The organism is Marinobacter sp. ELB17 (genome assembly GCF_000169375.1).
Classification (GTDB): Bacteria; Pseudomonadota; Gammaproteobacteria; order Pseudomonadales; family Oleiphilaceae; genus Marinobacter.
In genome coordinates this window covers 24,242-44,351 of sequence record NZ_AAXY01000029.1, presented here as the reverse complement: position 1 = coordinate 44,351, position 20,110 = coordinate 24,242, and the positions used below count along the sequence as shown (strand labels likewise).

The window sequence follows — 20,110 nt, the reverse complement described above, 5'->3', positions numbered from 1 at the left end:
TCATTACCCTGGGATGTTTCCAGCATTTGCCGCAGTTTGATCACATCCTGCAGGCCGTAAACCATCCATGCGGTGGAAGGTTTGCCGTCGCGACCAGCACGGCCGGTTTCCTGATAATAAGCTTCCAGGCTTTTTGGCAAATCCAGGTGGGCGACAAAGCGCACATCCGGTTTGTCTATGCCCATACCAAACGCGATGGTAGCCACAATAATAACGCTGTCTTCACGCAGGAAACGGTTCTGGTTTGATGCTCGCTCATCCGCGGCCAAGCCGGCGTGATAGGGCAGAGCGTTGTAACCTTTGCTTTGCAATAGCTTTGCGGTGGCGTCTACTTTTTTGCGGGAAAGACAGTAAACGATGCCGCAATCGCCTTCATGTTCGGTTTTAATAAAGTCGAGTAACTGTTTGTTAGCATTAATTTTTGGCGTAATTCTGTACTGAATATTAGGGCGATCAAAACCGCTAATAAAATGTCGGGCCTGGGTTAACGACAGGCGTTCGGCAATCTCTTTACGGGTGCGCTCATCGGCAGTGGCAGTCAAAGCTATACGTGGTATGTCGGGAAAAGTTTGCGCCAGCATGCTCAGCTGCAAGTAATCCGAACGGAAGTCGTGACCCCATTGGGAAACACAATGAGCCTCGTCGATTGCAAACAGAGCGATGGAGGTATTGTGTAACAGCTCTATAGTGCGGGGCTGAATCAGCCGCTCTGGGGCGCAATACAGCAAATCCAGTTCACCCGACATCAGAGCGTATTCGGTAGCTCGGGCTTGCTCAAAGTCCATAGTGGAATTCAAAAAGGCGGCTCGAACTCCCAATTCTTTCAGGGCATTTACCTGGTCTTGCATCAGAGCTATTAACGGTGACACCACGATACCGGTACCCGGGCGGACCAGGGCTGGAACCTGATAACATAGGGATTTACCGCCGCCGGTGGGCATTAGCACCAGCGCGTCGCCACCGGCGCACAGCTCTTTTACGATGTCCTCCTGTAACGGGCGGAAGCTGTCATAGCCAAACACTTCATGCAGCACCTGTTCCGGGGTCTGCACGGCTGTAGGTCGTTCGCTTGAGAGCTGTTCGAAGTCCTGATGGGAGTACATAATAAACGTGTTTACCCGCAAGCCGCCTGAATGGAGCAGCGCCGACCGAGTGGCACTGTGTATTTCTGCGGCAGAATCATAGCAGATTTCAGGGTGGGTGTTTTGCCCCGTGGGATTGCTAATACAAGCCTGTGCGCGGCGGTATTACGTTAGCGTCGTCGTTTATGGGCAACGGCGCAGCGGAAATTCATGCGGCTTCATTCATCGGTTAAGGAAAACTGGCTTTTAAAACGATACAATACCGGTAAAAATTTACTGCCTTTGCAAAAGCGTGATTCTTACCGAGGCTCGCGGCTCTCGACCAACACAAGGTTTTACTATTAATGCAGAAATTTGATGCCATCCGTCCTTACTCGGACGAGGAGACTTCCGCCGTAATACAACGATTAGTGCATGATCGGGAATTTCTGAACTTGATTGGCCGCATCAAATCGCCCGGGGCTGCACGCTGGGCGCCGGCGATGTTGCGGGGGATTGTGAGTTATTGGTTGCGCCGCCGTTTTGGTGGTTTCACTCGTATCGACGATCTGCAAGCGTCGTTGTCGGGCTATGTTGGCGAACTGGTCGGAAATACCACCACCCAGGTTACCCAGAGCGGGTTACAGAATCTGGAGCAGGAATCTACCCACCTGTTTATCTGTAATCATCGCGACATTGTTTTTGACCCAATGATTGTAAACTTCTTATTGTACAACCAAGGGCTAAAAACCACTCGCATCGCCATTGGCGACAACTTGCTCGAAAATCGCGTATTTGCTGAAATGATGCGATTAAACAAGAGCTTTGTAGTGCGGCGTAGCATGACCAGCCCACGGGAAATACGCGACGCCTACCTCATGCTTTCCGATTTTATCAATCACAGCATCGAGACCCACAACGGGGTGTGGATTGCGCAACGTGAAGGGCGGGCTAAAGACGGTATAGACCGCACAGATCCTGCTATTGTGAAGATGTTCCATATGAGCCCGAAAAAATCCGGACTGGATTTCCAAACGGCGATAAACCGGCTGAGTATTGTGCCGGTATCGATTGCCTATGAATTTGACCCCTGTGATCTGGATAAAGCCAATGAGCTGGAAACCCGGGCCCGTACCGGTGCCTACCTGAAAGCAGAAGGCGAAGATACCAGTCAGATTATGCGCGGTCTAACCGGCTTTAAAGGCCACGTACACGTGCACTTTGGCGCACCCATCGAAGACGCAGGAGCCAATCCAAAAGCGTTGGCGGCGAGAATTGACAGGGAAATTCACAGTCATTACCACTTGCACCCATCCAATCTGGTGGCGTATCAATTGCGTGAAGCTGCAGCGGGCAGGGGGCCGGTAGACGCCGGTCTGTTTGCTTCCCTAGCTGCAGCCGAAAGCTGCACTCGGCAGGCTTTGGAAACCGCTGAGAACGAGCTGCAGAAGCGTCTAGGTGCTTGTGAAGCAGCAGCGCGGCCCTACCTATTGGACATGTACGCTAACCCGGTAACGAGTGCGCTGAACGCCATGAGCACAGCTGACGTAAGCACTTGACAAGAGTGCTGGAACTTGACAAGAACTTGGCATGAATTGACGGGGAAGAAATGAACCGCTGCGCTTGAGCGCGGCAAGTTTAACTGCGCCAGAAAGCCGGCGACAGCACCACTACCACGCTCAATATTTCCAGACGTCCCATCAGCATACCTATGCCCAACAGCCACTTAGCGGCATCTGGCAGCGGCCCAAAATTCCCGGCAGGGCCTATGATGTCACCTAAGCCCGGACCAACGTTGGTCAGAGCCGTCAGTGCACCGGACAAAGAAGTGGTGAAGTCCAGCTGCATAGCGGCCAGGGAAACCGTCAAAACCAACAGGCACAGCAGGAAGATGAATGTGTAGGCGATCATCGAGGTAATGATCTCGTCGCTGACGGCACGACCGTTGTAATTACGGGTTAACACCGCCCGCGGATGAAGCAGGCGCATCAGATTCTCACGGAGAACAATGACTGACAATTGAAAGCGAAATATTTTCATGCCGCCAGATGTGGAGCCGGAGCAACCGCCCACAAACATCAAGAAGAAGAACACAACAAAGGCCAATGGGCCCCATGCAGAGTAATCTTCTGACGCGTAACCGGTGGTGGTGACCACAGAGGTGACATTAAACAGTGTGGATATGTAATTGCTAACCGGATTGAAGGGAACGGCAGATACCGCCCAGCGATACAGCGTTAACAGCAAGGGTACAATCAGCAGGATGGTCAGGAATAGCCGCACCTGTTGGTCACGGAACAGCACGCCACGCTGGCCATGCAATTCCCGTACAAACAGAAAGAATGGCACACTGCCCAAAATCATGAAAAACGTAGATTCCAAGAGAATCAGGTCGTTGAATTTGCCCATAGACAAATCTGAAGTAGAAAAGCCGCCGGTGGAGATGCTTGTCAGGCCGTGGTTAAAGGCATCAAACAATGTCATGCCCGACACCCAATAGGTCAGTACTGCAACCACTGAGAAAAATAGGTACACCCCTAATAATCCGCGGCTCAGGGTTTTCATCCGGGGCAGGGCTTTGTCGGTCCACTCTGATGATTCGGTAGCAAACAGGCGCATGCCGCCTACCCGCAAAAATGGAAGCACAGCAACAAACATTCCGATAATGCCAATGCCACCTATCCATTGCAGAATAGAACGCCAAAGCAGCAGATCACGGTCCATAGTGTCCAGATCGCTGAATACCGTTGCACCGGTGGTGGTGATGCCCGAGGTACCCTCAAAAAAAGCGTTAGCCGCCGATATGTTGTTATCACTCAGATAAAAAGGAAGCGAAGAAAACATAGCGATGAAGAACCAACTCGACACTGTAAGCACGAACATGAAACGCGGTTTCAAGTCTCTGGACTGGCGATGGGTTGCCAGTATACCAAACAGCCCCAATACGCACACAATGCCCGCTGATTCCATAAACGCAGCGCTGTTAGGAGCGTCAGAACCCATTAGAATAAGTGGCGGTAACATCATGAAAATACTCAAAAGTATAAACATGACACTGATGATAAATACGACGGGCGTGAGGTTTCTCAAACGGTACTCGAATCGAGGTTATACAAAGGGTGCCAAGGATACTCCCGAGGCGCCAGCTCCGCAACTTGGCGGGCCGCGAGCGGGATTGAAAAAGACCTTGATTACCGGTCAATTACATCGCCGTTAAAGCATCATCGAGTGCTTTTATCATTTTTTATCGGAGGTTATCTTGGAGGCAGTTTTACTGCTCGTACACGTTATTTCTCATCAAACGGGACGCATTATGATTGACGCACGTTTCTTGCTCATCACTGTGCTTGTCACCGCGCTTTCGTGGGCTCCCGTAGCCAGTGCCCAAAACAAAGTCAATGACAGTGGTAAACGCCCCGGCGAAACTCTTGGATTTGTGGAATGGGTGGTAATGCAAGACACCGGAGTGCGGCTAAAAGCAAGGCTGGATACGGGCGCCAAGACGTCATCGCTGCACGCGGTGAATGTTGAGGAATTCGATAAAGGCGATGAACGCTGGGTTAGCTTTCAGTTGCCCTTGGGCGACCACGAAGACCAGCCCAGCGAAGGGAAGATAAGCCATGACGAAGTGGTGCTGGAATTTGAACTGCCGGTGGAGCGAGTAGTGCTGGTCAAGCGCAAGGGAGCACCATCGCAACGGCGCTATGTGGTAAACATGGATTTTTGCGTGTCGGGCGAAGTGCACACAACCCAGTTTTCATTGGCCGACCGCGCAAAGTTTTCCTACCCAGTGCTTTTGGGCCGTCGTTTTATGAGCGACGACAACATTCTGGTGGACTCCGCCAACGGCTTTATTGCCGTTAAACAATGTGAGTTTATTAGCCTGGAGAAAATTGCTAAAAACAACAAAACTCAACCGTAAACCTGAATCGCGATGGTTTCGGCTAAACGCAGTCATCGCGCTTAAAAATATTATAATTGCAGGTAAATGGGCAACAAATCACTCACTTTTTCATAGTGCCCACGGTCTTTGAGACGCTGACGACCGCTTCGAGTTTGCACATCGTAGTTTTTCAGAACCCCCAGTTTAATCGGCCGGATAGGATTCAGTATCAGAATAGGCGTATGGGCTTCGCGCATGTAGGTTTCTGCCGGTTCGCCATCATTCGCGTGATAGCGAAGATTTGCTAACGGGCGAACACGAAGTACGCGGCGCGACCGCAGTTGTGCGGATGCTGGTAATGAGCGAATGGACATGATTTCTCGATCAATCTTGATGTCCCAGGGAACGTCGTCAATCGTTGAGCGCGGGCGCTGCCGAAATAATTCCAGCCTTTCGCATACCTGATCTGCTGTCATCTTTTTAATCTCTGTTTTTATGCCCCAGGTAAAGGTGCAGGACTGCAGTGGCGGAGAGCAGGGCAAAACCTGCAAACGTCGGGTAAGTTGGGCCAGAATCAGCCAGGGAAAATGCCCGTGCAGCAATTCGAAACGATCATCCCGGTTGCCAAGGCTTGGTATTAGAGACTCTATGGCGGTCTTGCTGCGATTGATCTCAGCCATTCGATCTAGAACCTGACTTTCATCGACGTTGGCTAACACCAACGCACCGGGAACCCGGTTGACAACTTTGGTGCTGTATTGCGGATGGCCGTACCAATCAGTCAGTGCATGAAGAGCCGCATTAAAGGCCTCTGTCCCAGAAAGATCGGTGGGATGTATATCGGTAACAGGCTGGCTCTCGTTTTCACGAACAGTGCGTGGGATTTGATAGATGCGGCATTGAACGGGGTTGGCTTGCATCAACAAGAGTTTGGCGTCGGCACAGAGGCGCTCCAGGCATTCAACCGCCAGAACAATTTTTTGAAGAGTGTCTAGTTGTAAAAGCGAATAAGCCATTTGGACTCCCTGTTTCGTTAAAACTATACCAACATGCAAAAACATAGTAAAGATTTAGAGTGCCCTCAACATCTAACATTACGCACAATAAACAGGTGACCGGACGATACGACGTTGATCAAATCGCTAATAAAGCGCGGTTGACGTCTTGATCGCGGTATATTGCACAAATTCCTTTCGATTAAGCACGGGTTTACGCTTAAAACAGGCTAGAATACGCGCCGGAAATCTACTGATCAGGCATTAAAGCAAGGAGAAAACGGTGGTTGAAACCAAGCAAGATTATGGGCTGGAAAGCATTATTCTGCACCATTCGTTTACCCAGGTGAAGGGCCGGACCATTCGCATCGACTGCCGCGAGCGCACCCATGTAGGCGGCGTGAACGGCGCCGGGAAAACCTCGATTCTGTCTCTTATTCCGGCGTTTTATGGCGAAGAACCCGAACGTATTGTCAGTAAGGGCTCCGGCCGCCTGTCGTTTTTGGATTACTATTTGCCCAGCCTGCAAAGTCTGGTGATTTTCGAGTACAGCCGCCACCGCGGTACCTGTTGCTCCGTCATGTTTCGGCACCACTCGGGGAAGCTGTGCTACCGCTTTGTGGAAGGCTCGGCTGCTGACACTTTTTTTGCGCCGGAAGTCATCGAAATGTTAAAAGCCGGCGCCACCGCCGACGCCGTTTTTGAAAAGCTTCGCAATTTAAAGCGCAATGTGTCTCGAATAATCGACACCATCACCAATTACCGCGCCATTATCCAGCGCAACCCCCGCCTATTGAGACGTTCCGCCGCCGATGCGCGCAAACTGCGCGGCCTTGCAGCGGACTTTGGCTTGGGCAGTGCCGACACGCACATGAGCAATATTGAACGCCTGACTCACGTGGTGCTGAATAAAAACCGTTTGATGTCCAGCTTCAAAGCAATGATTTGCGAAACTCAGTTCGAGAATATTCACATTCATGGTCGGCCCAAAACCATCGATGAAAGCGGCCTGGTGAGTGACATTCGCAGCATCAAGGCCTTTGAAAAAGAAGAAGCCAAAATTCGCGAGTGCCTGCAGCAAGAAAATGAGCGCCAGGCCATTCTGGCGGCCAGCCGGCGCACTGTCGCCAGCCTGACGGCGACCGTCGACGAAGCCAATGACAGTAAAGCCGACATTGCCCGCGACATCGCCAAACTGAAAGAACGTATTAACGAGGAAAGCGAACAGCAGCGCCAGGCCGACGACGAGATTGCGGGGGTTCTGGCGGATAAAACCTACGAGCTGAAAGTAAAAGAGGGTGACCTTGACGGCATTTATAAAAAGCGCGAGTACTACGATAGCGAAAGAGCGCCTGAGCTGAGCCAGGATCTTCAGAATATTGGTGAATATCGCCGCCAAAAAGTCGATGCCGATTCGGATCTCGCTGGCCTGACCAGCAAAGTGACTCAGGTAGAAAGCGAGTTCAGACATGAGATCAGCGAGCTAAAGAGTGCATTTTTCCGCGAGCAGGGCGATCGCGAGCGGAAGGTCAGCGACGCGGAGACCGCGCGCAAAGACGCGGCTTACCAACATGACAAAGCCATCAGCGCTCTGGACCACGAGAAAACCCGTGAACTAGGCCAGCAGCGCGAAGAGCGCAGTCAGGAACGCTCCACCATTCAAAGCCAGTTGGCCCGCGCCGAAACCCTGCGCGATAACCAAAGTTATAACGATGACGAAACCGGCCAGATAGCCGCTGCCGAAGCGGCCGTGCAAAACGCCGAAGAACAGGCGCAGCATGTTTCTGGCGAGCTGATCGACGCTAACCGCAAAAAAGACCAGGCTCGGGAAGATCGGGATACCTCCCAGACACACCTTCTCCACGCTCAAGAGCAGATCGATACGCTAACGGCGGCGTTTGAAGATTTACAGCGGCAGATTTCGCCAGATAACGACACATGGCTCTGGGCATTGCGCAAACAAGATCCGGAATGGGCCCAAGGCCTGGCAAAAGTCATTCATCCCGACCTGCTGATGCGCACCGACCTTAACCCGTTAATGCACCGCACCGCAGCTGCTGAACGCCGACAAGTCATGGGCTGGGTACTGAACACCGATGCGATATCCACACCAGACTTTGCGGCCTCAGAAGAAGGGCTGCAAGCGCGTTTGCACAACATTGATCAAAAACGCCAGGCCGCACGAAAAACCCGGGATGACACAGAAAAAGCCGCGCGTAATCGGAACGACGCCTACCAGGCACGGTGTTCCGCTGTAGAACACATGAACACTGAGAAAAAACTCACCGATGACTCGCTCACTCGGCAGCGTGAGTACCTGAAGACCCTGCGGGAGCAAATCCGCCAGGCACTGAAAGAACGCAAGCAAGCCCAAGGCGCGAAAGTGACCGAACTGCAGAGCCTCCTGGAGCAGTTCAACAAAAACAGTGAAATGGGCGAAACCGCCACCCTCAGCCAGTTTGCCAAGCGTTTAATGGATTTGCGCGGCCAGTGGGCCGAGCGCGAATCCCAGCTACAGTTGAACATTGATCACGCCCAACAACTGGTTCAGCAAGCTCTTAGCGAGCACGAACAACGCCTGGATCTGAAACAAACGGCGTTTAATCAGAAATTAGAAGACGAAGGCATAGATCCGAAAGTGGTGCAGCAGGCACGTGCCAAGGCTGAAAGCCTGAAAAAACGGGTGAAGGAAATTGAGCAAGCCGAGCCTTTAGTGCGCGAATACAAAAACTGGCTCGACAAGGACTGGTCACGTAAAGACGGCCTGACCGGCGATTGCAACCTGCTGGAGAAACAGGTCGCAGACATAAAAACCCGACGCAGCGAACGTCAGCGCAAGTACCAGGAAAGTGGTAAACAGGTGAATGCGGACATCACTCGGCATCAGCAGAAAATTGGCGCGCTGGCCAAGCAGATCGAGGAAGCCGAGGGTATCCTGAAGAAGTTCGAAGCCGCCCCCGATGACATGGCGATGCCGGGCAACATGGTTAATCTGACCGGCGAACTGCAGGATGCCTACGAGCGTCTGGACAAACTGCGCCGCGAGGTGATGGCTACCTTCAAACGCGCGCTCACAGTGCTGAACCAGTACAACGGCACCCAAATCCAGAGCGCGTGGCAGAAGCTGAGTGAATTCCGCCGGCAGCGGCTGACAGACCCAGCCCAGGAATACGATGAAGCTTTCCAGCTCATGCAAGTGCAAGACTTGCGCTCACTGCTGGACACCGACATTCCGCAGCTGCGTTCTACCTTGGTGGATCAGTTTACCTCTGAAGCCAACACCTTGTGCCGTTACTTCGACAGCCTGGAAACCATGGCCCGGGAAGTGAAAGCCGTGTCCCGCACTCTGCGCGAGAAAATCAACACCGATCAGCGCATTGAGTCCCTAAGCGATATTCAAGTGGTGCTAAGGCCGCGTATTGAAGACGACGAAAGCTGGCAGCCCCTGAAGAGTTTTGTGGTGCAGTGGCGCGACTGGCACGCAGTGCACCGCCGCGAAATGCCTGATGACAGCATCACCATGGCGTTCCAGCTGGTCAGCGACACTTTGAAATCGGCCAGCCTGGGTGAAAGCGTGGAATCCATGGTGGATATGCATCTGACCATGAAAGAAAACGGTCGCGAAGCGGTGATTCGTAACGACAATGACTTCCTGACCGCCAGTTCCCAGGGCCTGACGTACCTGGCCATTATGGCGGTGTTCATGGGCCTGACTCGCTACCTGTGCCCGGACAAGAACACCCGCATTACCTGGCCCATAGACGAGTTGGGCACCCTTAGCTCCAATAACATCGCACGCATGGCAGAAATGCTGGAACACAACAACCTGACCATGATCTCAGCCTGTCCGAAACTGGACCGGCCGCTGCGCAAGTTCTTTGAAAACAAAATCAGCCTGCAGCACGGCCGCGTACACAACTTTGAAAGCGCCGCGCCGAGCGCGCCGAAAAGCGATTTGCTGGCCAGTGTAACCCGCCCGCGGTCGGTAGCTGATGTAAAAGACGATCTGTTTACCAGCGCCACCGAAGGAGGCAACCATGCAAACTAATCCACTGTTCGAACGCACGGTAAGCGCTTTACTGGCCGGTGAAATCATCTGCGAATACAGCCACGATGAACTGTATAACTATTTACTGACGCAACCTGTGCAGCAAAAAGTTTCGGATTTCCTACAACAGATGAACCGCACCCTGCGCCAAACCAGCAGCCACGATGCCTGGCTATGTTCTTACCAGGATCTGTCGCGTTCCGACGCCAAAGACGGCGTGCGCCAGCAATTTCGCGAGGTAGCCAACCACCTGGAAGCCCTGGTGCAATTTTTACGGCTGGTGATGATGGTGGAAGCCGCACAACGCCCAATTTCCGCGGGTGAACACCTGCGTGAAGGCAAATTGCTGGAGCGCATTTCCACTGCGCCGTCGCTGGAAGCCAAATTGCGCTCCCTGTGTGAAAAAGACCTGTTCCGCACCAAACGCAGCGACAGCGCGGGCCAATTGCGTGTGGTGCTGGAGAACCTTACCAAAGCCGGTTATCTAAAACCCATCGGCACCAGCGGCAGCGTGTTTTTGGCGACGGCAAAATGGAGCTGGTTGTACGACGTGATGACCTTCATTCAGACCCATGAAGGCATCCGCGAAGACAGCGCCGAAGACGACCCGCAGCTGAGGATTGTCTGATGGCTAGAACCCACGATGCGCAATCCACCCTGCGGGCGCTGGCCACCTACGGTGACGCAATTCTGGAAGCCCATCTGAACCGTGGCAACCGAATTGCCCTGAACGACGACAACGTTGGCGTACTGGAAACCCTGGAGCACCACCGCCTGGTGTGGCGCCTGGGGGACACAGAAGACCTGCAGCTGAAAAATGTTCTGGTGCGGCTGTTAGACCACATCACCGAATCGGAACGCAGGCGCTTTGCCAGTGCCCAGGTTGACCGCCTTTGGAGCGATCTTAATCGGCTGTTTGTGGATTATCGCGAAGCCAAAAAACGCGCAGCGTTCACGGACAAATTGCGAATTGAGAGTGAAATCAAAGAATGCCTGTCGGAAATCATTGAAGACATCCGCAATGCCACCGATACCTTCTCGTCTTACATCAGTAGCGGCTTCAGCTACATTACCGATATGGATCTGCGAATTCGCAAGAACCACGAAGTGATTGAGCGGGCAGGGCAACTAAATGCCCTGTTTGAAAGCTTTAACACCCAGGACCTGGCCGATCAGGCCGGCAACGATCCGTTCCTGAAACGGCTGCTGCTGAAATATCTGCCGGCAGCGTTAGAACAAGGCCAGAAAAACCTCAGCTATGCCCTTAATCAGCTGCGCCTGACGCTGGTGCGCCTACGTGAAGATCAGCGCCTGAGTAAATTGGTCGGTGGCTTTGAAAGCTATTTCGCCAACAATCGCGGTTATATCCCGTCTATTGATGACATGGACCTAGGCCACTGCCCGGCGCCGCTGAACAAGGTTACGCCTTTCGCAATCATCGCTCGTGGTGATATTTATGACCCGACAGACGACGAAGACCTGATTGCTCTGGCGCAAACCGCTCGCACCTTGGGCGCCGACCAGCAAGGTACTGAACCTGCAGCTGCTCTGCAAACCGTCGAGTTCGACGTTGCCGGAGCCTCTGACCCCGAAGAAGAAGATCCGGTGGATGAGCTGATTGAACAGTTGGTGCAGTTCGTTGTGGATGGCGATATTGGCGACGGCGAAATTGATGCCTTAGAGGCCCTCAGCGGCAGCGGTCTGGCATTGGATGCTGCCACTTGGCTGTCCACGCTGGAAGCACAGATCGACTCGCTGGCGCCCAACGACCAGAGCCAGATTACAGTGGAGTACAAAAGCCAGCTGAATCCGCTTTACAAAGACAACCTCTGCATAACCGGCATGACTTTACGAAGAAGCAATGAAAGCCGAATTTAAGGCTATCGCCACCCTGCTTCAGGGAGGGAAACGAGAAATCGCCCGTAGCAGTAACGTCTGGAAAAGGATTCACGAGGAAACCGGATTAGGCGCCGTCCGTGGCAATAAATTCCTGTTCTCAGAGGACGAGCTGGACAAACTGCGTCAGTACGGCCGCAGCCTGACCGACGGTGAACTGGACCCTCAGTTTTACCAGCCCGCCGGCTCGCGTATGGACATGGCGGAGATTCACAACAACGAAAAATTCGCCAGTCAGTCGGTATTCGGCAGCCTGCTGCTGCTCGCAACGGCCGGTGACGCCAGCGTGTCCATCAGCGGCCACCCAAGCGCCACGCAGCTAGGCTCCTTACTCGCCGTAAAGCCCGATGCGATTAACCGTGAGGTGCTGACGCAACAAAACCTGATTGTGATTGAAAACGGCTCATTGATGCCAAACTGGCATCGCATTGTTCTGCCACAGGCGTGGCAAGACGCCGTATTGCTGTATCGCGGCCACGGTGAGAACGCCCGCGATGTTAACAAGCTGGCGCAGGCACAGCCGTCCGGTAGACTGGCTTTGTATTACGATTTTGACCCGGCGGGCATGGCGATGGCGCTGAACTGGGGCAGGGGGCATATTCTGGTGCCGCAAGACTGGCAGGCCCTGGATTGCAGCGCGTCAGGCGGCCTGAGTCAGCGCGGCACCTATCGCCAACAACACGCATCACTTGACATGGCGCAGGCCGTCGCCTGGACTGATCAGCAGCGCGGTATTCTGGCTTTTATGGCCAATCAGGAGTGTGCCATCATGCAGGAACATATAACGGCGCGGGCTTTGCCTCTGGTTGCCATTGCAGGGTAGCGGCGACTGCCTTATTCTCTTCCGCCTATTCAGTGCCATGCAGGTTCCTAACGTGCTGAATGCACACGCAAGACAAAACACTCCGGGCTAATCCGGGCAACGTCTTTTTCGAATAAACGAGGTATCAGGTGCAGGATCTTCAAACTATTGAGATTGAAACCCAAGCTAATCCTACGGCTGCCGTGATCTGGCTGCACGGACTGGGCGCCAATGGACACGATTTTGAACCCGTAGTACCCGAACTCGGTTTACCAGAAGGCGCCGCCGTGCGCTTTATATTCCCGCACGCGCCCAATCTGCCGATCACGATCAACGGCGGCATGTCCATGCCGGCCTGGTATGACATCAAAGCCATGGATCTTGATCGTGTCATCGATACCGAGCAACTGATGGCTTCGGCCCGCGCCGTCGGCAAGTTGGTGGATCGCGAGATCGAACGCGGCATCGCTTCCGAAAACATCGTGATTGCCGGTTTCTCCCAGGGTGGAGCGGTTGCCTATGAGTTAGGCCTGACGTATCCGAAGCGGCTTGCCGGTATTCTGGCGCTTTCAACCTATTTTGCCACTGCAAAGTCGGTGAAGCCTTCACAGGCCAACGCCGGCATTCCAATCAATATCTATCATGGAACTGCTGACCCGATGGTTCCGGAAGCGCTGGGCCTCCGCAGTTTGGAAGCACTCAAGGGAATGGGCTATCAGCCGGCTTATATGACCTTTCCTATGGAACACAGCGTGTGCCTGGAGGAAATTAAGAAGGTCGGACAGTTCATTCGCAAATACGCCCTGTAATGACGGACCGCAGTCTCAGAGGCGTACACTGAAAAGAAACCTGACAGGACTCTTTCATTGAACCATTTTGCCCACGTTTTTCTAGCCCCGGATTCTGCCGAATGTCGTGTTGGCAGCATTCTGGGCGATTTCAGCCGCGGCGTTGATCTATCTGCGTTACCAGGCAACGTTCAGGCAGGTGTTCGCCATCATATAGCCGTTGACGTGTTCACGGACAGCCACGCCGAGGTGCTTGCCAGCAAACGTTTGTTTTCGCCCCAACGCAGGCGCTTTGCTGGAGTGGCCCTCGATGTGCTTTACGATCACTATCTGCTGCGCCACTGGCAGAGTTTTAGCCCGGCGTCACGCGATGCATTTGTGCATCGCGTGTATCAGGAGCTTCAGCATAACGAACATCTGATGCCAGCACCGATGGTGAGGGTGACACGCCACATGGTTCGCCATGACTGGTTTGGTGCTTACCAGAATCTGAACAATATTGGCGACGCCTTGGACAGGGTGGCCGAGCGCATTCGTTTCCCCAATCAGTTTGCCGGCATTATTGATGAAATTCGCGCTAACGACGTTCAGCTGGAACAGCATTTTCTGAGCTTTTTCCCGCAACTACAAAGCTTTGCCAGGCAAACTTAATGTAGCTTCAATATCTTAGAACTGGACTCCCACAGCAATGAGCAAACTCGAAACCCGGCAAGCCGTCCTGGCTTTTATCGGTTTGATGCTGGTCGCCCTCAACCTGCGCCCAGCCGTTAGCAGTATCGGCCCTATGGTGCGCACGATTGGCGACAGCTTTACCTTGTCGTCTACAGCACTCGGCGTTCTGACGACTCTTCCAGTACTTTTTTTGGGACTGGCTGCACCGCTGGCGCCTAAGTTGGCAAGCCGCCTGGGTATTGAAAGAACGGTTCTGGTTGTTCTGGCTGTGTTAGCACTGGCACTGCTCGTGCGGCCCTATTCTGGCTTAGCGGGGCTGTTTACCGGTACAGCCATAGCCGGGGGCTGCATCGGCATTATTGGTGTGTTACTGCCGGGTATTGTGAAACGGGATTTCCCCAACCATGCGAGTTTAATGACTGGCATCTATACCGCGGCACTCTGCTCAGGTGCAGCCATTGCGGCAGGCACAACCGAACCCCTGCGGGAGCTGTTTGATCATCAATGGCGTCCGGCACTGGCTTTCTGGCTGGTGCCTGCCGTTATCGCGTTTGTGGCCTGGTGGCTTCAGTTAAGTGATAAAAAGCTGGGCGTCAAACCGAGAAAACCCCGTGGAAAATCCATATACCGTGATCGACTGGCATGGCAAATAGCTCTTTATATGGGTTTGCAGTCGTCATTGGCGTATACCGTATTCGGCTGGCTGCCAACCATTTTACAAGACCGCGGCATCAGCGCCGTTGAAGCCGGCCTGGCGCTGTCGGTGTCTATTTTAGCGCAAGTGGTCAGCGCCATCGCAGCGCCTTTAATTGCCAGCCAAATGCGCGATCAGCGGGCGATGATTTCTCTGGTGATGTTGCTGGTTATCGTTGGCCTTGCTGGCTGTATTTACGGGCCAATAGATCAGATGTGGCTGTGGGTTGTGCTGTTGGGTCTTGGTCAGGGTGGCAGCTTTAGCCTGGCGCTTACTTTACTGGTGGTGAGAGCACGGGACGCAGATGGCGCCGGGCGCCTGTCCGGCATGGCTCAAAGCCTGGGGTATATCATGGCGGCCTTTGGGCCACTGTTGGTTGGCGTACTGCGCGATCTGTCGGGCGGCTGGCAGGCCGCCGGCGGATTTCTCATCGCGATCGGCTTAGGTGCTGCGCTGGCAGGTCTGAAAGCCGGCCGCGATGCGTACGTTCTGGACGATTAGGGCAAGCAGCACACTCATCTGGTTTGAAGTAGTAGCGCATTCTGCGTTGGGGATACTGTTAATCGGGTGGGAGAGCGGGTTTCATTACTACCATTGCCAGCGAGCTGAACCGTTCGCCCAGCACCCTGAGCCGGGAGTTGATCGTCGCCAACAAATCCTGGATCTGGTCAGCATCCACTTTCGGCCGCCGGAAGTTGAAGATCGACTGCTGCCTGGGCATTGGGAAGGCGACTTGATCAAGGGTGCATTCAATCGCTCAGCCATTGGCATTCTGGTGGAGCGTGTCAGTGGTCTGGTGTTCCTGGCGCGACCCCTCCTTCTGATCCGACTTGGTGACCGCTCCCAATAGCTGCTAAATTTGACACCATTCTATCAATTACGGCGTGAGCTAAACGGCAGACCAAACGGAGAGACCCATGATTACCCTCACCATAAACGGACAAGAGCACGAGCTCGACGTCCCCGACAGCATGCCGCTGCTTTGGGCCATTCGGGATGTTGTCGGCATGAAAGGCACCAAGTTCGGATGCGGTATTGCTCAGTGCGGTGCTTGCACTGTTCACCTGAACGGGGTGGCGATACGGTCTTGTGTCACACCGGTCGCCGCCGCCAAGGGCGAGATTACAACCATTGAAGCCATGGCCGACGATCCCGTTGGCCATAAAGTTCAGCAGGCCTGGCTGGATCTGGGCGTGGCGCAATGCGGTTATTGCCAGGGTGGCCAGATCATGAACGCCACAGCTCTGCTGAAGAGAACCCCGGCACCACAAACCCAGGAAATTGTCGACGCCATGGCGGGCAACCTGTGTCGGTGTGGCACCTACAATCGCATCCTCGCGGCCATTGAACGGGCTGCGGACACACGGACTGTGGACAAAGAGGAGGCCAGCTCATGAACCGATCAGACGATACACTGTTGCTCGCCAATGTCAGCCGTCGCGGTCTTTTGAAAGGATTGGTCGGGGGCTCTGCGCTGCTGTTGGCCGCTCGCTGGGATCTGGCGCTGGCCAATGAACAGGCCCAGTTTGGCGCCGGTGCCATGCCCGGTGGTTGGGTTGATAACCCCAATGTGTTTATCCAAATCGATTCGGACGGCCTGGTCACCATCATTAACAACCGTGCTGAAATGGGGCAGGGTATCCGCACAAGTCTGGCTGTGGTTGCTGCCGACGAGCTCGGCGCGGAGTGGGATCAGGTTCGGGCGCAGCAGGCGGAAGGGGACCAGGATAAATACGGCAACCAGAATACTGACGGTTCGCGCAGCATGCGTCACTGGTATGAGCCCATGCGTCGCGCAGCCGCCGCCGCCAGATTGATGCTTGAACAAGCCGCCGCCAATCAATGGGATGTACCGGTACACGAGGTGCGAGCCGAAATTCATAAAGTGGTGCATTCAGCGACGGGCAGGGAACTCGGCTTTGGCGGACTTGCAGACGCAGCAAGGGAGCTGGATGTTCCCGGCCGGCATGCTCTGGTGCTGAAATCGGACAGCGAGCTGCGCTTTATTGGCAAGGAATCCGGGCTGATAAACGGTGAGTTGAAATCTGCTCACCCCAAAGCTATTGATGGTGAAGACATTGTTACCGGCAAGGCGATTTTTGGCGCCGATATCGATCTGGAGAATACCCTCTACGCGGTCATAGCTCGCCCGCCAGTCTACGGCGCCAAGGTGAAAAACGTCGATGACAGTGAGGCGCTGAAAGTTGCCGGCGTTAAAAAGGTGATCCGCATTAAAGGCGCGAGCCAGCCCGCAGCATTCAATCCTTTGGGCGGAGTTGCCGTGGTGGCATCCAATACCTGGGCCGCCATGGAGGGTCGCAAGGCACTGAAGATCGAGTGGGATAACGCGCCGGCCGGGAACAATGCCGATTACACCTCCGATGCTTACCGGAAGTCTCTGGAAAAGGCGGCACAATCCCCCGGCAAGGTTATCCGCCAATCCGGCGACGTCGAGGCCGCCTTGCAGAATGCCGAAAAACGTGTGTCAGCAACCTATTATATGCCCCACATGGCACAGGCCACCATGGAGCCCCCAGTCGCAGTGGTAATGATAAAAAACGGTAAGGCCGAGGCCTGGGCCCCGGTTCAACATCCAAGGGCAGCCCGGGAAGGCATCGCGGGGATGCTGGAAATGGATCTGGACAATGTAACGCTTCATCAGACGCTGCTTGGCGGCGGCTTCGGTCGCAAGTCGAAACCGGATTTTGTGATGGAGGCAGCCCTGGTTGCGAAGGCGTTCGAGGGGCAGCCCATTAAACTGCAGTGGTCCCGCGAGGATGACATCCACCACGCTTACTTTCATGCGGTTTCCGTCGATCATCTGGACGCGGGCCTCGACGCCGAGGGCAAGGCCACCAGCTGGCGCCACCGGACCTTGTCGCCCAGCATTGCCTCGCTCTTCATGCCGGATCCCAAACACAAAGGGGAATTCGAGCTGGGCATGGGTTTTAATACCATGCCATTCAATATTCCTGCTATCCGGCTGGAAAATCCACCTGCACCGGCTCATGTTCGTATTGGCTGGTTCCGATCGGTGTACAATCTGCCTCACGCTTGGGCGATTCAGAGCTTTGCCCATGAAATGGCGGTGGCAGCCGGCAAAGACCATCGTGATTATGTTCTGGATCTGCTTGGGCCGGCCCGGGAAATTCACAACCTGACCGTTGGCGATGGCTGGAACTACGGTGAGGATCCGGACCTGCACCCTATCGATATCGGCCGGATGCGCCGGGTGATTGAGCGCGCCACCGCAGAGGCGGGCTGGGGGCGCAAGACCGGAAAAGGGCGAGGCCTGGGCCTGGCGTTCCACAACAGCTTTGTGTCCTACACGGCTATTGTTTTTGACGTGGAAGTGGATGATAAGGGTAAGTTGACCATTCATCGGGCGGACATTGCCTTCGACTGCGGGCCCCAGGCCAACCCGGAGCGAATCCGGTCGCAGATGGAAGGTTCTTGCGTGATGGGCATTGGTGTCGCCCTGCAAAGCGAGGTGACGTTTAAGGATGGCGTTGCCCAGCAAGATAACTTTGATAGCTACCTGGTCCCGCGAATGCCCGACGCGCCAAAAGTGGTCAGGGTGCACCTGATCGATAATCCCAACGACGCCATGGGCGGGGTGGGCGAACCCGGCCTGCCGCCGGTTGCGCCGGCATTGTGCAACGCCATCTATGCGGCCACCGGGAAACGCATCCGTCGCCTTCCTGTCGGCAACCAGCTGAGCTAACGCTGATACAGAGCCAGGATTCTAGCGAGTCCTTCTAAACATTTGACGCTGGTGAGTAGACCGTTATGAATGTAGTGATCATAGGCGCAGGAATTATGGGCACCACTTTTGCCACCTTGGCAAAAGAGATTGCACCGGATTTGACTATCACCATCTTAGAGAGACTGGACAGTGCCGGGGCGGGAAATTCCTCTCCATTCTGGAACGCCGGCACGGGGCATGAAGCGAACTGCGAGCTCAACTACACGCCAGTCGATGAAGAGGTCATTTCGGTTGAAAAAGCGCTGAAGATCCACGCCCAGTTCAATGTCGCCAAGCAGTTCTGGGCTCATCTGGTCGAAAAGGGAGCCATAAAAGACCCTGAAACGTTTATCAATCAAACCAAACATTGCACCATTGTTTCCGAATCTGATATTGAGGAACTGCGGTTGCGGTTCACGGAAATGTCGGCCCATCATTTTTTTGAGCACATGCGTTACTCAGAAGACTTCGATGAAATTAAGAGCTGGATTCCGTACACCATGGACGAGCGCCCACGCCATGAAAAAATGGCGGCTACCGTTATTGAGACGGGTACAGACGTTAATTTTGGTGCGTTAACGGAGCAAATGGCGGCTTACGCAGCCCAGGACCTGGGGGTAAAGTTTGAGTATGGTACCCACGTTAAGCGTGTGCACAAGAGCCCGACCGGGCGGTGGGTGATCAAGGCTGAATGCAACGGGAAACCTGTTCAGCACAAAGCGGATGTGCTTTTTGTGGGCGCCGGTGGGGGCGCATTTCCCCTCCTGAAAAAAAGCCACTTGCCGTTCCGAAACCGCTTCGCCGGTTTTCCTGTGGGCGGGCGTTTTCTTCGGGCGTCGATTAGTAAAGAGCAAGCCGGGTATTACCGGGCTAAAACCTATGGCAAGGCGAAAGTGGGCGCGCCTCCCATGTCCGTACCGCACCTGGATTTGCGGGTAGTTGACGGTAAGCATTACTTATTGTTTGGTCCTTTCGCCTCATTTAAACTTCGCCTCGAGAGAGACCGAGGGTTTTTTGATTACCTCAGATCAATTCGCCCCCATGATATCCCTGGCTTGCTGAATGTCGCTTTAGAGCATTTCCCCTTGGTTAAATATCTGATTTCAGAGACCTTCAAAGGCGAAAAAAGCATGTTCGAGGAGTTGGACAGCTTTGCTCCGGGCTTGAGTAAAAAGTTTGACTGGAAACCGGTTCAAGCTGGCCAGCGAGTGCAGATCATCAAAGACGGCGATCTGCAGATGGGCACAGAAATCCTTGTGTCTAAAGACAAAACTTACGGGACTTTATTGGGAGCATCGCCTGGGGCGTCGGTTTCGCCTGAGGTTATGTTGCGCTGTCTGGAACAGTTGATACCGTCTGTCTTTTCTAAAGAGGAAGCCAGGCAAAAGAAGAGCGAGATGTTCCCCGAGGATGATCTGGACACACTCATCAGTCATCCTGATCGTTACCGGGAGATTCGCGATGCAGCTAACCAACTGTTGGGGATAATTCAGCCCAAGGCGCAATAAGATCAACCTACACTCTCA

At 54.1% G+C, this 20,110-nt stretch carries 15 protein-coding genes and 1 pseudogene; 13 read left to right on the top strand and 3 right to left on the bottom strand.

The features are described 5' to 3' along the window. Window positions 1-1,103 (bottom strand): RecQ family ATP-dependent DNA helicase (locus MELB17_RS19770; protein WP_007352121.1); only part of this gene is annotated, 1,103 nt, incomplete at its 3' end. A gap of 323 nt (window positions 1,104-1,426) precedes the next feature. Here MELB17_RS19770 and MELB17_RS19765 point away from each other — a divergent pair. Then, window positions 1,427-2,620, top strand: coding sequence for a 1-acyl-sn-glycerol-3-phosphate acyltransferase (locus tag MELB17_RS19765; RefSeq protein ID WP_007352120.1), 1,194 nt, complete (start codon window positions 1,427-1,429; stop codon window positions 2,618-2,620). A gap of 79 nt (window positions 2,621-2,699) precedes the next feature. On the opposite strand, the gene MELB17_RS19760 is transcribed toward MELB17_RS19765, so the two are convergent. Next, complete coding sequence (locus tag MELB17_RS19760; protein WP_007352119.1) at window positions 2,700-4,112, bottom strand: TrkH family potassium uptake protein; 1,413 nt, start codon at window positions 4,110-4,112, stop codon at window positions 2,700-2,702. A gap of 262 nt (window positions 4,113-4,374) precedes the next feature. On the opposite strand from MELB17_RS19760, the gene MELB17_RS19755 reads away from it, so the two are divergent. Then, the gene (locus MELB17_RS19755) at window positions 4,375-4,983 is read left to right on the top strand and encodes an ATP-dependent zinc protease (RefSeq protein WP_007352118.1); all 609 of its coding nucleotides are present in this window, start codon (window positions 4,375-4,377) and stop codon (window positions 4,981-4,983) included. A gap of 50 nt (window positions 4,984-5,033) precedes the next feature. Here MELB17_RS19755 and MELB17_RS19750 read toward each other — a convergent pair whose 3' ends face one another. Further along, the gene (locus tag MELB17_RS19750) at window positions 5,034-5,960 is read right to left on the bottom strand and encodes a DNA replication terminus site-binding protein (protein WP_007352117.1); all 927 of its coding nucleotides are present in this window, start codon (window positions 5,958-5,960) and stop codon (window positions 5,034-5,036) included. A 262-nt stretch (window positions 5,961-6,222) separates the two neighbouring features. Between MELB17_RS19750 and MELB17_RS19745 the strand changes: the two genes are divergently transcribed. The 11 genes and pseudogenes from MELB17_RS19745 to MELB17_RS19695 all read left to right on the top strand — a co-directional run bounded on the left by MELB17_RS19745 (window position 6,223) and on the right by MELB17_RS19695 (window position 20,092). Next, window positions 6,223-9,987 (top strand): ATP-binding protein, encoded by a 3,765-nt coding sequence (locus tag MELB17_RS19745; protein WP_007352116.1) that lies wholly within the window; start codon window positions 6,223-6,225, stop codon window positions 9,985-9,987. Continuing rightward, window positions 9,977-10,615 (top strand): condensin complex protein MksE, encoded by a 639-nt coding sequence (locus MELB17_RS19740; RefSeq protein ID WP_007352115.1) that lies wholly within the window; start codon window positions 9,977-9,979, stop codon window positions 10,613-10,615. Before MELB17_RS19745 ends, MELB17_RS19740 begins: the two co-directional genes overlap by 11 nt. Continuing rightward, complete coding sequence (locus MELB17_RS19735) at window positions 10,615-11,865, top strand: hypothetical protein (RefSeq protein WP_007352114.1); 1,251 nt, start codon at window positions 10,615-10,617, stop codon at window positions 11,863-11,865. The genes MELB17_RS19740 and MELB17_RS19735 overlap by 1 nt, the downstream gene beginning before the upstream one ends. Next, window positions 11,849-12,706 (top strand): hypothetical protein, encoded by an 858-nt coding sequence (locus MELB17_RS19730; protein WP_007352113.1) that lies wholly within the window; start codon window positions 11,849-11,851, stop codon window positions 12,704-12,706. The genes MELB17_RS19735 and MELB17_RS19730 overlap by 17 nt, the downstream gene beginning before the upstream one ends. Before the next feature lie 128 nt (window positions 12,707-12,834). Continuing rightward, window positions 12,835-13,494 (top strand): alpha/beta hydrolase, encoded by a 660-nt coding sequence (locus MELB17_RS19725; protein ID WP_007352112.1) that lies wholly within the window; start codon window positions 12,835-12,837, stop codon window positions 13,492-13,494. A 57-nt stretch (window positions 13,495-13,551) separates the two neighbouring features. Further along, the gene (locus MELB17_RS19720; protein ID WP_007352111.1) at window positions 13,552-14,124 is read left to right on the top strand and encodes an ACP phosphodiesterase; all 573 of its coding nucleotides are present in this window, start codon (window positions 13,552-13,554) and stop codon (window positions 14,122-14,124) included. 37 nt (window positions 14,125-14,161) lie between these two features. Continuing rightward, on the top strand, window positions 14,162-15,340 hold the full coding sequence (locus MELB17_RS19715; protein WP_007352110.1) for a CynX/NimT family MFS transporter: 1,179 nt from the start codon (window positions 14,162-14,164) through the stop codon (window positions 15,338-15,340). A gap of 130 nt (window positions 15,341-15,470) precedes the next feature. Next, window positions 15,471-15,650: pseudogene (locus tag MELB17_RS24735) on the top strand (IS30 family transposase); the annotation flags it as partial. A gap of 106 nt (window positions 15,651-15,756) precedes the next feature. Beyond that, complete coding sequence (locus tag MELB17_RS19705; protein WP_007352108.1) at window positions 15,757-16,236, top strand: (2Fe-2S)-binding protein; 480 nt, start codon at window positions 15,757-15,759, stop codon at window positions 16,234-16,236. Next, window positions 16,233-18,563, top strand: coding sequence for a xanthine dehydrogenase family protein molybdopterin-binding subunit (locus MELB17_RS19700; protein ID WP_007352107.1), 2,331 nt, complete (start codon window positions 16,233-16,235; stop codon window positions 18,561-18,563). The genes MELB17_RS19705 and MELB17_RS19700 overlap by 4 nt, the downstream gene beginning before the upstream one ends. A gap of 65 nt (window positions 18,564-18,628) precedes the next feature. Next, window positions 18,629-20,092: a malate:quinone oxidoreductase gene (locus MELB17_RS19695; protein ID WP_007352106.1), complete on the top strand. Its 1,464-nt coding sequence runs from the start codon at window positions 18,629-18,631 to the stop codon at window positions 20,090-20,092. Window positions 20,093-20,110 lie beyond the last annotated feature (18 nt).